The 16,093-nt window shown below is 46.7% G+C and carries 13 protein-coding genes; 3 read left to right on the top strand and 10 right to left on the bottom strand.

The window, feature by feature from the left end; genetic code table 11:
• Positions 1-37: 37 nt before the first annotated feature.
• Complete coding sequence (locus tag NST38_RS16040; protein WP_076253164.1) at positions 38-394, top strand: DUF3221 domain-containing protein; 357 nt, start codon at positions 38-40, stop codon at positions 392-394.
• 164 nt (positions 395-558) lie between these two features.
• Here the strand turns inward: NST38_RS16040 and NST38_RS16035 are convergent, their stop codons facing one another.
• From NST38_RS16035 to NST38_RS16005, 7 genes are all read right to left on the bottom strand, one after another.
• Positions 559-1,830: an alpha/beta hydrolase gene (locus NST38_RS16035; RefSeq protein ID WP_257467834.1), complete on the bottom strand. Its 1,272-nt coding sequence runs from the start codon at positions 1,828-1,830 to the stop codon at positions 559-561.
• Positions 1,831-1,945: 115 nt separating this feature from the next.
• Positions 1,946-2,593, bottom strand: coding sequence for a response regulator (locus tag NST38_RS16030; RefSeq protein ID WP_076253163.1), 648 nt, complete (start codon positions 2,591-2,593; stop codon positions 1,946-1,948).
• Entirely contained in the window at positions 2,590-3,813 is a 1,224-nt protein-coding gene (locus NST38_RS16025) for a sensor histidine kinase (protein WP_076253162.1), read from the bottom strand. The genes NST38_RS16030 and NST38_RS16025 overlap by 4 nt, the downstream gene beginning before the upstream one ends.
• 272 nt (positions 3,814-4,085) lie before the next feature.
• Positions 4,086-5,702 carry a glycoside hydrolase family 43 protein gene (locus NST38_RS16020; protein WP_083684768.1) on the bottom strand — a complete coding sequence of 539 codons (1,617 nt, stop codon included), beginning with the start codon at positions 5,700-5,702 and terminating at the stop codon, positions 4,086-4,088.
• A gap of 62 nt (positions 5,703-5,764) precedes the next feature.
• Positions 5,765-7,741, bottom strand: coding sequence for a YjhG/YagF family D-xylonate dehydratase (locus NST38_RS16015; RefSeq protein WP_076253161.1), 1,977 nt, complete (start codon positions 7,739-7,741; stop codon positions 5,765-5,767).
• A gap of 16 nt (positions 7,742-7,757) precedes the next feature.
• Positions 7,758-9,224, bottom strand: a complete 1,467-nt coding sequence (gene gucD / locus NST38_RS16010) for an alpha-ketoglutaric semialdehyde dehydrogenase GucD (protein ID WP_036671416.1) — start codon at positions 9,222-9,224, stop codon at positions 7,758-7,760.
• A gap of 21 nt (positions 9,225-9,245) precedes the next feature.
• Positions 9,246-10,121, bottom strand: coding sequence for a fumarylacetoacetate hydrolase family protein (locus NST38_RS16005; RefSeq protein ID WP_076253160.1), 876 nt, complete (start codon positions 10,119-10,121; stop codon positions 9,246-9,248).
• Positions 10,122-10,337: 216 nt separating this feature from the next.
• Between NST38_RS16005 and NST38_RS16000 the strand changes: the two genes are divergently transcribed.
• On the top strand, positions 10,338-11,252 hold the full coding sequence (locus tag NST38_RS16000; RefSeq protein WP_076253159.1) for a helix-turn-helix domain-containing protein: 915 nt from the start codon (positions 10,338-10,340) through the stop codon (positions 11,250-11,252).
• A 122-nt stretch (positions 11,253-11,374) separates the two neighbouring features.
• Here the strand turns inward: NST38_RS16000 and NST38_RS15995 are convergent, their stop codons facing one another.
• The gene (locus NST38_RS15995; protein WP_076253158.1) at positions 11,375-12,796 is read right to left on the bottom strand and encodes a family 43 glycosylhydrolase; all 1,422 of its coding nucleotides are present in this window, start codon (positions 12,794-12,796) and stop codon (positions 11,375-11,377) included.
• A 135-nt stretch (positions 12,797-12,931) separates the two neighbouring features.
• On the opposite strand from NST38_RS15995, the gene NST38_RS15990 reads away from it, so the two are divergent.
• A complete protein-coding gene (locus NST38_RS15990) occupies positions 12,932-13,741 on the top strand; it encodes a helix-turn-helix transcriptional regulator (RefSeq protein ID WP_076253157.1) in 810 nt (269 codons plus the stop codon).
• A 316-nt stretch (positions 13,742-14,057) separates the two neighbouring features.
• Here the strand turns inward: NST38_RS15990 and NST38_RS15985 are convergent, their stop codons facing one another.
• Together NST38_RS15985 and NST38_RS15980 are read right to left on the bottom strand one after the other, a co-directional pair.
• Positions 14,058-15,230, bottom strand: coding sequence for an MFS transporter (locus NST38_RS15985; RefSeq protein ID WP_076253156.1), 1,173 nt, complete (start codon positions 15,228-15,230; stop codon positions 14,058-14,060).
• Between the two features lie 39 nt (positions 15,231-15,269).
• Positions 15,270-16,088, bottom strand: a complete 819-nt coding sequence (locus tag NST38_RS15980; protein ID WP_076253155.1) for a MerR family transcriptional regulator — start codon at positions 16,086-16,088, stop codon at positions 15,270-15,272.
• Between the last annotated feature and the right edge of the window lie 5 nt (positions 16,089-16,093).

Below are 16,093 nucleotides of genomic sequence, written 5' to 3'. Positions count from 1 at the left end.
GGTATACTTAAAAGCAAGGGGAATCAAGGAGGTTATTATGAAAAAAATAATATTGTTTATATTCATTAGTATGATTATACTTGCGGGCTGTTCTAACAAGGATGAGAAAGAGAATTATCCAGTTTTCGATGGCACTGTAGTATTTAAAACAGATGAAAATGACAAGTACAAATTTCTTGTACTACAAAATATAAGTAAGGAAGACCTGGAGAATGGAAATCTTGAGGATTTTATAGAACTAGCACAAGACCAGGAAGCTTCGTATTATTTGGTCGATAGAGAAACATATGAAACATTTGAAGTAGGGCAAAGAGTAAGAATCACTGCTGGCTTTGACCAACTAGAACCCTCGCCACCCATTAGAACGGTTGTGAGTATTGAACAAATAGGCTAAGAATTCTTCGATTGTTCAAAACGATAAAAAGACCTTAACGTTTCCACGAACGTATGGTCTTTTTACCATTTTGGTTTCAAGAGTTCGGAGTTAAATCTCGTGCGGTTAAATCCGTCCGCCCTCTTCTCTCGTTACCCCTTCTGAAAACTCCAGGCAAATCAATACTAAGGCTTTTGAGGTTTCTTAATCATCTCTACGCCGTCAAAGGTAAGGCTGTCAATATCCGTATCCTTTTTCAACATATATTTATCAAAGAACGCCTTTGTATAAGAAGTGATGATGTTGCGCTGTTCCATCGCGTCTCGGGTTCCTCTGGATTTTTTATCCGTAGTTGTAAACAAGGAATCGGAGAAGTCACCATGGACTACATTATCAATAATGGCAAAGTAGGTGTCCTTACTGTTGGATTCAAGGAGAAATGCATTCGTGTTATAGGCTAGCACGGTGCTAAGCTGCATGAAAGGTTTCTTAAAATCGCTATCCAAGGCACCTAACATATTACCGTCAAGGTTTACAGCGCCGACAAATCGGTCATCGTCACGGCTAACAATTGCCGCTGTCGTTCCTCCAAAAGAATGTCCGAACACACCCATACCGAGATCAAGCTGTAATCTGCCTTTAAATATGGATTCCATGTCACCTGTATTCATTTTGTACAAGTTATCTGCAACATATCGAATATCCTCGCTCTGTAAAACGGCATATTTTGCAAACTTGACTGCTTCAGGCGCCGAAGTTAATTTGCGAGCAATTTCAATAGCTTCTTCTTCCTCAAGCTTCTCAGTCACAATTTCAGGTGGTGTTAGGGTGGCCGCTTCCATTCCGTATTTCGTTACTTCGTCCATAAATTTCTCTGACAACCCAACCGTTCGTCCATCTTTAAGTTTGTACACACCACTTTCGGCATGGCCAATGGATACCACAATATAGCCAGCACTTGCCAGGTCTTGAGCGAACAAAGTGCCTTGCTGTGGGTAAGCGCCTGCGCCATGAACAAAGAATAAAACCGGATATTGTTTTTCCTTTTCAGACAAGGCCAGATCGTCGTAAGACCACGTCTTGAAATTGGAATCAAAAAGCTGCTCACCACCCGCTGTGCCCCCTAATCTAACCAAAAGCTTATCCCTCAGTGAATGAAACTCCGGAAATGCATATTCTGCCGTCGGCTTGCCCTCATTACTGTCGGACGGATAGAAAAATAATGCCGTCAGTTCTCTTTCTGAATGGTCTGATGCTGTGTACTTGAAGTCCATCTGTGTACGCCCGACCGTATAACTTCCCATCGGTTTCGGAAACTCATTCTGTGCGGAAGCAACGCTATTTTCAGGTTTCGGAATTTCCTCCTGTGTGGAAGTCCCGCTACTAGTGCTACTGCAGGCGGATAGCATGGTCAGTGAGATAACAGTTGCCAGAATCGTTGTCAGTCTTTTTTTCATCATTTTTCCTCCAATTTGTATTCATGCAACTATCATAAACGGAGGAGAAAAATAAAAAATCGTACAAAAGGGCAAGTCCCCAGTGTACGATCGGGCAAATCTATGAAATGTTAGATTATAAATGCAATATTCCACGCTCCACCGCGACGGCGACGGCCTGCGGTCTCGAATCCACACCCAATTTATTGTAGATACTCGTTAAATGAGTCTTTACAGTCCGTTCGGATATGCCCATATCAAAGCCGATTTCTTTACTTCGAGAGCCACGGGCAATTGCTTGAAGCACGATTAGCTCTTTGTCTGTGAGAGATATCCTCGTCGAGGATGATTCTTTCGCCTTTTCTGATGTCTTGTGAGCAAATACTTTCTCGCTGATCTCCGGAAGTAGCAACGTTTCTCCCCGCATCGCTGCATCAATCGAACGAAATATCATCTCTCTTCCCGTGTCCTTTAGCAAATACCCTTTAGCACCTAAAGCCAGCCCGCGGATCATCATTTCATCCTCGTTATATGTAGTCAAAATAATGATCGGTATATCCATTCCTTTAGCTCTGAGCGCTGTCATGGTATCAAGGCCACCCATTTCAGGCATGTTTAGATCCAATAGAATAATGTCCGGCTTGTAAGTATCTACCCATCGAATCGCTTCCATACCGTTAGATGCTTCTGCAACTACCTCGTACCTTTGATTGGTTTCCAGGATCAGCTTAAGTCCCTCCCGAACGACGAAATGGTCGTCCACGATAAGAATCTTGATTGTCATACGTTGGTTTCCTCCTGTTGTAATGGGATGCGAACAGAAACTTGGGTTCCTTGCTTTCCGCTTTCAATTTCGATCTCCCCGCCCATAATTCGGGTTCGTTCATATAAGCCAATTAGACCATAACTACCGCATTGTTTCTCGATGAGGTTGGTATCGAACCCTATTCCGTCATCCGTTATGCTTAGCTCGATTTCGTTTTCCCGCGCAGCAACCACGACTTCTACATTCGTAGCATTAGCATATTTAGCTGTATTGGCCAAGCATTCTCGGATGATATGTAAGCTATGTTCGAAGATCAACTTCGGCACCACCAGATGGGGCATCGATAACCGAGTGACAATACGAATCCCTGTCATTTGTGAGAAATGTTCAGCCTCTTCCTTCACCGCTTTAGAAATATTTATGACCTCTGCAGAATACGAACGCAAGTCGTCAATTGCGCTTCTCGCTTCTGAAAGCGTGCGCTTGGCTTGGGCTTTTGACAACTGAACAATCTCGTGGGCACGGTGGTTATTATCATTTTCTAAATGCGCATCTACGGCATCAAGCTGCATGATGAGACCTGCCAGCCCTTGTGCCAAGGTATCATGTAAATCACGGGCCATCCTTTGACGTTCATTGGCAATCGTTAGCTCCTCAACTTTCCTGTGCGCTCGTTCCAACTCACGTAAAAACGACTGGGTCCGCAATTTGGCACGAACTTGTTTATAGAACAAAGCAGCATAGCCGATTACGAAAAACATGATGAAGAAGAGCGATGGTACTGTAGATGGCAAATCCTCGGTAGTCCCGAGCCAAACCAGGGAGACAGAAAACAAGGTACAGTAAAAGGTACATACCAGAAGCACCTTCATCCGTTGAGCGTATACGCCAATACTCTGACCGGCCAAAGCCGTCAATAGACTTACAAAAATGAGAGAATGAGCATTAGGCATGAATAACGCACACCCCCAGACAATACATCCTTGTGTCACAAAATAAATCCAGGGTCTTCGATCGACAACGTATCCTGCATACCAATGCAGCAGAACGTGAACCAGAATGAGAGCTGTAAACATCATAAATTCAAACCATGTGGGCAACATCGGTAGCTGGGAGTACAATGCAGAAAAATAAATCAGAATACCCCAGATCAAAGCAGGCAGACGAGAATCACGCAGAACATTTTGAATATCAGATCGGGAGCTTGTATACGGTTTGTCTTTCGAATAATCACTCATGCTTGATCACCTCTATCAAGTACTATCTCAAAACAATCTCTCTAAACACAAAAAAAACGGTACATTACTGTACCGATCATTGACTCACTCCATCTATGTTAATGTACGAAGTGTCTCGAAGTCCAGCCCCAGCAGAATCGTCACAATTCCACGCAGCCTTACCGCCCCGCACTATCCCATCATCCATTTCTTCTGTGAGCATGTATTCCTCTATTCTGCTGCTATACTACCCAATTTCATTTCATGGTCCTCTGCTCCTTCCAAAAAGACCGTCACATGTTTTCCAATACACCAGCTGCATGCTTTGTTTCTTTATATTTAAAGTAATCAAAATCGGCATGTTTTCGGGTTCCACCTAGATCCTGCACACAAAGACCGATATAGGTTCCCGTAAACCGGATATACTCCGGAGATTCATCGGACAGATGTGTGATATCAACCCACTCGCCTGCTGTATTCCAGGATGAATCACTATTTAACGAATAATAAAAGCGGGCGCGATCTTGATCCACCACAGCCTTTAAACGGAGCGTGCTCACCGAATCTAGCGGAATATCCTCCAGCAGTTCGTCGTATACCCCGTATTTGGACTGAATAATCCCCAGGCAGTGCTCTTTCTCTTCATGATAAGTTACACGTAAGTAGAGATAGTCCTGGGTATCGTAGTACAAAATCAATCCTGCCATTTGCTGTGGATGGTCCGGCGCAAATTCCAGACACGTCTCGGCTTCACACTCCAAGGCCTGAAGTCTCCGTGCGATCATGCTTTGCCTGTGCGTTGAACTCATCGACTCCATGCCGTGCAAGCGTAAGTAACCGGGGCGTTCCGTCAAGCTGAGCCAAGTCGAATCGGGTGGAATGCGAAGTGTATTCCAATCATGCCGAAGCTCAAAGTGATCGAAATGATCCATTTCAACAATCGGCTCAAACGGATGGGACTGGTTCATCGGTGCAGGCACCTGAACCTCCGGATATCGGTCACCGCTCGCAAGTCTCAGCCAGCCGTCCTCACTCCACGTACATGGCTGAAGTGCGGTCTCACGTCCAAGAATGCAATATTTGTGCTGAACGGGTCGTCCGACCAGATGAGCCATGTACCATTCGCCGGTATGCGTTTCGACCAGACTACCGTGGCCTGCCTTTTGCAGAGCTAAATCCGGTCTGCCGTATGAAGTGAGGATCGGATTGGCAGGATCGACCTCATAAGGACCTTGTAACGTACGGGAACGTGCTGAGGTAACCGCATGCTCATAACCGGTTCCACCTTCAGCCGTAATGAGATAATAATAGTCGTTGTGTTTATACAGGTGGGGTGCTTCGGTCAGGCCTAATTCTGTTCCCTTAAATATGTTAACGGCCGGTCCGATCAGCTTATGTTCCTGGACGGAATATTCCTGAAGAACGATGCCTGCAAACCGATTTTTGCCCTTACGATGATCCCATATCATATTGACCAGCCACTTACGCCCGTCTTCATCATGAAACAGGGAAGGATCAAAACCGCTGCTGTTCAGATACACCGGATCGGACCAAGGGCCCTCGATATCCGTTGCTGTCACAAGGTAATTGTGGGTATCTTTAAAAGCGCCTACCCGGCTTTTAACATCGGTGTAGATCAGGTAAAACACACCGTTGTCGTAACTAAGACAGGGTGCCCATACGCCTCCGGAATTAATGTTGCCCTCCATGTTCAACTGCGTTACACGAGTCAGCGGAGAAGCGATGGGTCGCCAATGAACCAGATCCCGAGAATGGTGAATCCGTACACCAGGGAACCATTCAAAGGTGGAAGTAGCGATATAATAATCCTCCCCTGCTCGGCAGATGGACGGATCGGGATGGAAACCGGGAAGGATGGGATTGGTGATCATTTTCTGGATCTTATTCATGGAAGAAACCTCCGGTATGAAAGTGATGATCTGTACAACAACAGATATAAGAAAGGTGGATATCAGTACCAGCCTAGCGCTTTTTTGCCGGCTTCCAGGGCGGTTATGATCCGCTCGACATCATATACATTCCCTCTCCAAGTCCCACCGCTGACCGATTGCAATGCAGCCCAGAGCTTTGTATCATCCGGCAAAGCTTCATCAGGTCTCATATCCGGATGGAAGGGCCTTTGTGCCAGGATGAGAGCACCTTCTTCCGGCGAAAACGCCAGCTCTCCTTCTCCGACAAAGTTAATGCTACCCTCCAGTGTGTTACGATCAACCTCGATGTCAATCAGGTCTCCGTTCCGCAGCTTGCCAATCGGTCCGCCTGCCAGCGCTTCGGGGCCAACATGACCAATACACGCTCCGGTGGAAACACCGGAGAACCGGGCATCCGTAATCAGTGACACGTATTTGCCAAAAGGCAAATGTTTAAGCGCAGATGTAAGCTGGTACGTCTCCTCCATCCCGGTTCCCGATGGACCTCGCCCGAGAAGCACAACAACGTCGCCAGCCAGAATACCTCCGGTCTTAATCGCATGGATCGCCTCACGTTCGGTGGTAAACACCTTTGCTCTGCCACGATGACGGTATACGCCATGCTCATCCAGCACAGCAGGATCAATAGAGGTGGATTTGATGACAGAACCTTCTGGAGCGATATTCCCGGTTGGAAATGTTACAGTCGATGAGATTCCAAGCCGCTGAGCGTGTTCTACACTCATGATGACACTGTCCGGATCGATGCCGTCCTGCTCTTTTAACTGCTTCCGCATGAGATGACGGCGTTCCGACGATTCCCACCAGTCCAGTACCTGACCCAATGAAGTACCTGTAACCGTTGGTACAGACTCATCCAACAGACCAAGCTGTCTGAGGTGTAGCATGACCTCCGGTACACCTCCTGCCTGAAAGACACGTATGGTCGGATAAAAGATCGGTCCGTTTGGCAGGGCACTAACCAGCCGCGGAACATTTTTGTTGACCTGTATCCAGTCCTGTACCGTGGGTACGGTTAAACCCGCTGCATGGGCAATCGCCGGTATGTGAAGAAGCAGATTGGTCGATCCTCCAAACGCAGCATGGACGGTCATCGCATTGCGAATGGATGCATCCGTGACGATGTCTGCCATCCTCATCCCCTGAGACTCCATATGGATGAGTGCACGTGACGATTGGCGCGCCATTTCAAACCAGATCGGCTGCCCGGAAGGTGCAAGCGCGGCATGTGGCACTGTCATACCCATTGCCTCGGCTACAACCTGGGCTGTAGCCGCGGTACCTAGAAACTGACAGCCTCCTCCCGGTGTAGCACAAGCTCGGCATCCTAAATCCGACGCCATTTCCAGAGAAAGTTCCCCGTTGACGTACCGTGCACCGATGGTCTGAATTTTACCGGCGTCCTCTCCATCGGTAGGCGGAAGTGTGACGCCACCGGGAACGATTACGCCAGGCAATTGCGGCATGCCGGCAAGCGCGAGCATCATCGCTGGAAGGCCTTTGTCACAAGTGGCGACACCAAGCACGCCTTTACGTGTTGGCAGCGAGCGAATCAGTCTGCGAAATACCATAGCGGCATCGTTCCGGTACGGAAGCGAGTCAAACATGCCGGTTGTCCCCTGAGATCTGCCGTCACACGGATCGCTGACATATCCAGCAAACGGGATTCCTCCCCGGCTTGACAGTTCTTCTGCGGCAGCCTTCATCAGCAGGCCGACCTCCCAGTGACCCGTATGGTAACCGAGTGCTGCCGGGCTGCCATCTTCATTGCGTATGCCACCTTGCGTACTTAAGATCAGATATTGTTTTCCGTTCAATTCCCCGGGCTTCCAGCCCATTCCAACATTCTGGGACATGCCAAACAAGTCGCCGCTTGGAGCATTCCGCAGCAAATCATCCGTTAAAGGCAGACGTCCGGCAGCCCCTGGAGCATGTGCTATGATATCGAAGCAGTTGGACGCGGTCTCTCCCATAATCGACGTAATCTGTTCGTACATGATAGCCTCCCACAGTTTATGACTTCACAAAGACCGTTTTGATGGCCGTGAAAAACTCGATAGCCGCTTGCCCCTGTTCTCTGGAGTGTGAACTTGACATCTTCATTCCGCCAAACGGAGCCTGCAGCTCTACGCCGGCTGTTTCTGCATTAATTCTGACCAGTCCTGCATCCATGTCCCGGATGAAAGACAACATGGCTCCGACGTTCTGTGTATAGATGGAAGCACTCAAGCCATAATCGCTATCATTAGCCGCTTCGATGGCTTCCTCCAGGGAATCTACCGCAATCAAGGCCAGAACCGGGCCAAAAATTTCTTCCCGGGCGATGGACATATGGGATTCGACCCCTTCAAATACGGTCGGCTGCACATAGAATCCCTCTTCTAATCCCGGACCGTCCCCTCTTTTTCCACCAGTGAGCAGAACGGCACCTTCATCTTGGCCTTTTTGAATATAACTCAGCACGGTATTGAGCTGTCCTTCGCTTGCACATGGACCCATCCAGCTTCCAGAAGACATGCCGTCACCCAGCCGAATTTCCTGGATTTGCGAGAGCAGCTTTTCTTTGAAGGCATCGTATACTTTTCGTTCAATAATGACCTTGCTGGTGGCCGTACATTTTTGCCCGGTCGATTTCAACCCACCGCTGATCGTGGCTTCCACAGCCAAATCCAGGTCAGCGTCAGCCGCGATAATAATCGGGTTTTTCCCACCCATTTCAAGTTGATACTTGGCCCCACGTGCCAGTGCTGCGCCGCCGACCCGTTTGCCCACTTCATTGGAACCTGTGAACGTTATTCCGCCCACATCCGGATGCTCAGCAAGTGCAGATCCGATCACTGAGCCTCTGCCGCATACCAGATTAAGAACGCCTGCCGGAATGCCCGCCTCTTCAAAACACTCCATTACTTTAGCCGCAGTGACCGCAGTTTCCTGAGCAGGCTTCAACACAACCGTATTGCCGTAAATCAAGGCCGGAGCCGTTTTCCAAATCGGAATGGCTACCGGGAAATTCCAAGGAGCAATAACCCCAACAACGCCAAGGGGTACGCGAGTCGTAAACATCAGTGCTTCGCTGTCCGTTGATGGAATGACATCCCCGGTTTTTCGCATGCCTTCTCCGGCGTAATACCTTAAGATTGCTACACCGCGCAGTGTCTCTCCTTTAGCTTCTGGGAGTGTTTTGCCCATTTCCCTGGTCATCGCCTCTGCAACTTCATCGGCCCGGCGTTCCAGCACATTGGCTGCTTGAAATAGATAGTTTCCGCGTTCCGCGCCCGATAACCTCCGCCAATCTTTTGCTGCTTCCTTCGCGGCTGCAACAGCCCGGTTCAGATCCTCTACGCCTGAGGTGGGTACGTAGCCAACTACCTCCTTCCGATTCGCCGGGTTGATGCTCGGTTCGGTTTCACCGGATGTCGCCTTCACCCATTCTCCGTTAATGTAATTGCTGTATGTCTGCTCTACCTGAAATGTGGTCATTGCATTCATCCTCCTTGTACATTAGTTTGAAATGACTGGATTAATAAGTGTCCCGATATCGCTAATGGATATTTCAATGCGGTCCCCGGGTGCAAGTGTAAAATCATTGGGTGGCACGATGCTTGTGCCTGTTAATAACACCGTACCGTCAAAGAGATCGTTATCTCTGGCCAGAAAAGAGACCAGCTCATCGAGTTTTCGGTTTAACTCACTTGTGCTTGCCTCGCTTTTGACAACTATTTCACCTTCGCGATATATTTCGCAGACGATGTTGAACGCATATGGATTTTGCACCGTTTCCGCTAGACGAATGGCTGGCCCTATCGAGCAGGAATTGCGCCACATTTTTGCTTGCGGTAGATACAGCGGATTCTCCCCTTCAATATCGCGGCAGCTCATGTCATTACCAACGATGTATCCCACAATGCTGCCATCCGCGGCAAGCACCAACCCCAGCTCAGGCTCCGGGATCTGCCAATTGGAATCGCTGCGAAGTGTGACAGCCTCATTGGGCCCGATGGTGCGGGCTGCTGTAGATTTAAAAAAGATCTCCGGTCTTTCGGCATCGTAAACTTTATCGTAAAAGGTCTTTGCATCCAGCTTGCCTTCCGTTGCTTCATAATTTCGCGCTTCCCGGCTGCGCTGATAAGTCACACCCGCGGCCCATACTTCCGGAGCTTCCAATGGAGTGAGTAGATGTAAGGAAGTCCAATCGTCAGTTAACTTGTTTAACGGTTTAAAAGCGCTTTCAACAAGTTGAACTGGAGAAATCCCCTGCTTTCTTGCTTGATAGATCAAAGTCATAAAATCTGCTTGTGGCAAACGATACGCTTGTTCATCATCCGTAACGGCTGCCAGCCACTTCTGTTGTCCGTCCAGAAATCGAATAATTCTCATTCAAGCTTGCCTCCATTTTTCCCCATCGGGTTGATAATACTACCATAGCACCCGCTATGGTTCATGACGATGTTCTAATCACTCCGACGATTTACCCTTTTCACGCATTTTTTTCTGTTAAGATGAGGTTAGATCCATTAAACTAAAGATAATTTACGAGGACAATCCGATGACAGGATGTTGGTATATAGAATAGTACAAGGGGGTTGGTTTGCTGTGACCAAGCTTTTGGATGCTGTGTATTTAGGGCGTCTGCCCGATGTTCGCATGTCTTTTCAATTATTGGGGCTGCATGCAAGAAAAGTAGATTCCAGCTGGACTTATCCGTCTCATGAACATTCAATGTATGAAGTGCACTGGATGATGGACGGGCAGATGAACATGGTTGTCAACGGGCAGTCTTATCGGCAGTCGGTTGGCGACCTTCTGTTCATCCGGCCTGGTATGACCCACTCTTGCACCGGAGCCGGACCAGAGGGGTTCACTTATTTTTCTGTGCATTTCAGCATACACGATACATCCTTTTGCAGAGAACTTAACCGTTGCAAAGACATCTATTATCCGGCAAATTCGAATTTGGCTCTGGGGCTCTCCCCTTCCCTGTCTACCTTGTATAGTTTGGCTACAGAGCATTTGTCTAGCTCGCTATCTTCCTCCAAACAAATGAAGGTACACGCCGCCGTGTTTGAACTGCTCGGTTCCCTGGTCGGTCAGTTATCTCAGCAAGCATCCGTTACGTTGTCGAGAAAAGAAACCATTGCCCATCAGATTGCTGAGCACATTGAGGATTCGGTAAGGTATATCCATCTTCACGGGGAAATTCAGGAGAGCGATCGAACCTGGATTCAGGACATTGCCAAATCGCTGAGCATAAGCCCGTCACAGGTTAATCGTATTTTTCGGGAGGTATACGGCATCGCTCCACGCAAGTTTCTATCCGAAACCCTTCTGAACGAAGCGCAGCGGCTGTTAAAGCAAACCGACTTGAACATAGACCATATTGCGATGATGCTGGGTTATAAGACCAATGCGCATTTCAGCCGCCAGTTCAAGCGGTGGACAGGCATCGCGCCAAGCGAATATCGCAGCCATTCGCAACAGGCCGGAGAAGCCAACGATGCGGATGACTAAAAGTTTAATCATAAAAAAACCAACTATCTGAGCCGCATAGGCTGATCGGTCAACAAAACAGCTACTGGATGACCAGCAGCTGCTTTGTTTTGTCTGGATTGCTTAGATCATGTGTTTGAGGATTACGCTAAAATAAATGATGCAAGGCTTGCACTTCCAGAACCTCTGTACGTAAAATACAAAGCTTGTATACCATCCGGAATGGTCATCTCGACTGAATAGGGTTTCCAATGATTGGTGAAATGTACCGGGATTGTACCCAGGACAGGACCGTCCCATGCGGTTTTGACCTCAAATACCCCGTGACAATATCCCCGTACCTTGATCGAGACCTGGCGAATTCCTCGGCAATCAAAGTATTTAAAACCTGCCGTTGCGGATTCAACCATATTGGCGATATATCCGACTTCTTCATCACCGTCTCTACCATCCTGGGTGATCTTTGGAAAGCGGCTGTCCAGCCAGGCTCCTGCTCCAAAACCTCCAGTGTACTTCTGATCATCTTTGGTCAAAAGATTACATGCAAGATATGCGGGGTACTCGCCTTTTCCTTCAAGCGGTCTCCCACTTGGACCAGAGGAGGTCATTTCCACCTGAGGAATGCTGCCGTCCTCTGCAAAAGATATCTTCTCAATACAGCCCTGCCGGTTGAATGCGTCCCCATTGGTATGACGGTGATAGAAGACATACCAGTCTCCGTTGATCTCCACAATGCTGCCATGGTTATTGCCTCCATAATACATGGGTTTGTCAGTAGGTTTGTAGGAGTCGATATGGAGATCACAGTTGCTTACGATGACGCCCTGATATGTAAATCCTTTATTTGGAAATCGACTGGTGGCATAACATAATTCATGCATAACGATAGAAGAATACACCAGATAGTAGGTATCACCTCTCTTCCGAATGGAAGGCGCCTCAAAAAATTCATGGCCCTCATAACCGCTGCCCTCACTGTAAGGCTCGCTCGGTGCTACGAATATGGGTTCTTCCACAATCGTCAGCATATCCGGACCTAGCATCGTGGCCATCGCGCCATGTCTTGATTGGTCTCCGGCCGCACAGAAGCCGGTATACAGATAAGTGTGCTGTCCTTCAGTCATCACGCCGGGATCGAACTGGGGCTCGTCCCCTTCTCTTTCACCCAGACGAGTGCCGTCGCCATATTGTACATAACCGTAGAATTCATATTTACCGGCAGGTGCATCACATACAGCCACCGAAACAACGGGTACCTTATCCAGCACATAATACAGATAATACCGCCCATCAGGACCCAGCGTAACATCTGGTGCATACAAGCACATATGGCCATTCGGATTCAACGGGTCATCTGTTTTTCGGTAGATCGCCCCTTCATTTCTCCAATTCCCCAGGTCATTCACGGGTGCAGACCAGCATACATAATCGTTCAGACAGAAGGCATGTCCGTTAAAACGGTCATGTGAACCATACACATACACTCTTTCATTGAATACATAAGGCTCACTATCAGGTACGTACTCCCAGGATGGAAGATATGGGTTGAACCCCTGCTTGTTCATTCCAGCTACACTCCTCATATAATTGTAATAGTACATTCGTTCTATGAAATAAAGATAACTCTCGTATAATAGAAAATAGCTTAAGTAGTGTATGGGTTATTCTTTTCTACAACTTAAATATAAAGGGGAAGAACCATGACATCTATTTTTTACGTTGAATGTGACGCGGTACATCAGAATCATTTTGTTTTTGATATCCCTGAAGGGCATGATGCCTGGTTATTAGTCATTACACAGACCCCTGCCCAGTTTTGGGTTGATGGACAACTTAAGGAATACCCGGCTCATTGTGCTGTACTTTTCAAACCGTATCAAAAAATATATTATCGGGCTTGTTCAGAGCGCTATATAAATGATTGGATTCGTTTTGAAAGTGATGAACCGTTTGTAACCGATACCTCCCTTCCGCCAGGCACACCTTTCCCACTGGATGATCCGGAATACTGTCATAAGCTGTTCCAATTGCTTGTTGCAGAGCATTCTTTTCAGAACGATTACCGGGAATCATCCATCAATTGTCTGCTGCGAACCTTGTTCAATAAATTGCTTGAGTCTTGTGTCCAAGAGGATATTAGTCCTCAGCACTATCCTCTGTTGAAGCTTCGAACGGCAATTCATAACCGTCCCAGCCATCCTTGGACAATATCAGAAATGGCGAAGATCATAAACGTCAGCCCGGGGTACCTGCAGTTGATGTACAAGAAATCGTTTGGCCTCTCGTGTATGGAGGATGTTATTCATAGCAGAATACGTTTGGCCAAAGAATATCTCAGACATCATTTGTATACGGTTGCAGAGATTGCCGATCGATGCGGTTACCGTAATGTCGAGCATTTTTGCAGGCAGTTCAAACAAATGACCGGTTCCTCGCCTAAACAGTTTCATAAACGACGTGAAGGTGTCCCGGCTGACTTAACAGATTTGGGATATAAATCTCACTTTTAAGGGGGATGTACTTAGATCTATGGAAAAATTCCCACTCTGTCCAATACGCGTTTACACATACCTTAGCCATCCAATCGGTATAAACGTCATCGAGGTTGTTAGCGTTCTCTGCTGTCATTTTAAGTTAAGGTTTTAGACTGTATGATGCAATGACATATTCTCAAGCATGATTGATCAATTATCATATTGTGATACGCAAATCACACGTGATTCTCGTTATAACCTTGTTATACACCAAAAAGATCTCTTGAGCAGTGAATGCTGAAGAGATCCTCTTTTTATTTTACTCATAAGCAAGAATTACCCATCACTGAAATTACACTGGATCTGGCGTTCCAGTCCTGCTTCTCGATTTCTTAAATAGTAAGATGGCAAGAAGTAAAGCAATGCTTACAGCTCCAAACCCCAACCAATTTAAGTACAGGACAGATGTACGACTGATCACAATCCCACCTAATCCAGATCCCAGTGCAAAACCAAATTGGATAAATGACGTATTTACGCTAAGGGCAATGTCGGGATTACGAGGTGCCAGTGTAACCAGATATAGTTGCTGGGCCGGAGATATGCTCCACGTTGCTAACATAAAAATCATTAAAACCAAGATTAACATGATAAGATTAACTCCAGCTAGAGCAAACAAAAGAAGAGTTACGCCTTGTAACAGAAGGCCTAGACAAATTGTAAACTTTGATCCCTTTGCATCTGCCAATTGTCCGCCCACTTTTGATCCGACAAAGCTGCAAATTCCCGCGAGAAACAGAACACCGCTTATCTCGGTCATAGAAAGAGTGGATGTAGCTTGCAAGAAAGGCGTAATATACGTGAACAGTGTCGAATAGCCGCCGATATACAATAATGTAATAAGCAAGGCAGTCAGAATGAGTGGATTTTTCAAAATGGAGAGCTGCATTCTGAGGGTGATCTTTTCTTCCTCTTTGATTGCCGGAACCTTTTTGTAGATAATAAGTAATGGAAGAACACTTAACAATCCAATGAATATAAATAGAACTCTCCATCCAAACATTTCACTAAAAAATGTGCCCAATGGGACACCGAGCACTAGCGAACTGCTTAGCCCCATCAAAATGATGCCGATGGCATTGCCCCTTTTTTCTTTTTCAACCAGTCGTGTCGATACGGCCATTGCTACTACGGTAGCCACTCCTCCGCTAGCCCCTTGAATAATTCGCACCCATAGTAAAGTTTCGTAAGAAAGGTCAACAAGCATAAGTCCGTTGCTGGCAATAAACACACTGAGGGCGGACAACAGTAACTTCTTGCGATCCATATTTATTGTAATTGCAATGAGAATCGGAGCGATAATGGCCGCTGCCAGAGCGAATACAGTCACCAGTAAACCCACTTCGGAAGTAGATACGCTCAAGTCTGAGGCGATCATTTCTATGACTCCTGTAATAATGTATTCAAGGGTTCCGATCAGAAAAACAGCCAATGCCAAGATATATATAATCCATTTATTTTTCACTTTAATCCACTCCGTCTTCTTCAGTTATCTATTCTTCAGTTATCTATTTAATATTGGAATTTGTATTTCTATAAACTGTACATCTTGTTCTTGAGATAAGGGTAAATATAATTCCCTACCAGCTCCGTTCTCCTTGATCTGATAGTTATTCTTCTCAATCCATGTAGCTAGATGAACACAGGCTTTACAGGCAAAGGTGGCATTGGAACGATAAGCTATGGTGGCCATCATGGGCTCGGCAGGAAGAGTCCGCAGTTGAAATGGGTCGGGAGGTGAGCGCAGATCACAGGTTAAGAAGTAACCTATTTCAAACTCGAACTCTTCCTCTTGTCCTGCGATTTCTTTCCACAAAACAACCTGAGGACCGTCAATCAGTTGGCGCATTTCTTTTGTTAATGACTGATCAAACTGACGAAATAAACTCGGGATCTCCTCTTCCCTCCCACACCCTGTCTGAAAAAGAAACTGCCGAGCACCCTCCTCTTTGATTAGAATTTCTTGTCCAGTTTCGACGTGCCCCTCTTCCTCTATAAGCTGCATGCGTTCCTCAATCCGGACGAGTTTGGCTTGTTCCGTATCGATAATCTGCTGAATTTCGCTTCTTTTTAGCTTAAACATGCCTTGAATATTCTCCAATGTAATATGCTCCTGTAACAGCTGTGTGATTTGTGGCAACGTGAACCCCAATTCTTTATAAATGAAGATTCGGTTAAGCTCGAGAAGCTGATCTGCGGAATAGTAACGGTAACCTGTATCGTGATCTACCTTTCTCGGCTTAAGTATGCCAATCTGGTCATAATAACGCAGTGTTTTTAATGAGACCCTACTTAGCCTGGAAAACGCACTGATTTTGAACAACATAT

The sequence above is a fragment of the Paenibacillus sp. FSL H8-0104 genome, from assembly GCF_038050215.1.
Classification (GTDB): Bacteria; Bacillota; Bacilli; order Paenibacillales; family Paenibacillaceae; genus Paenibacillus; species Paenibacillus amylolyticus.
Note: the sequence above shows the minus strand (reverse complement) of the source record. Positions and strands in the feature narration are given on the sequence as shown.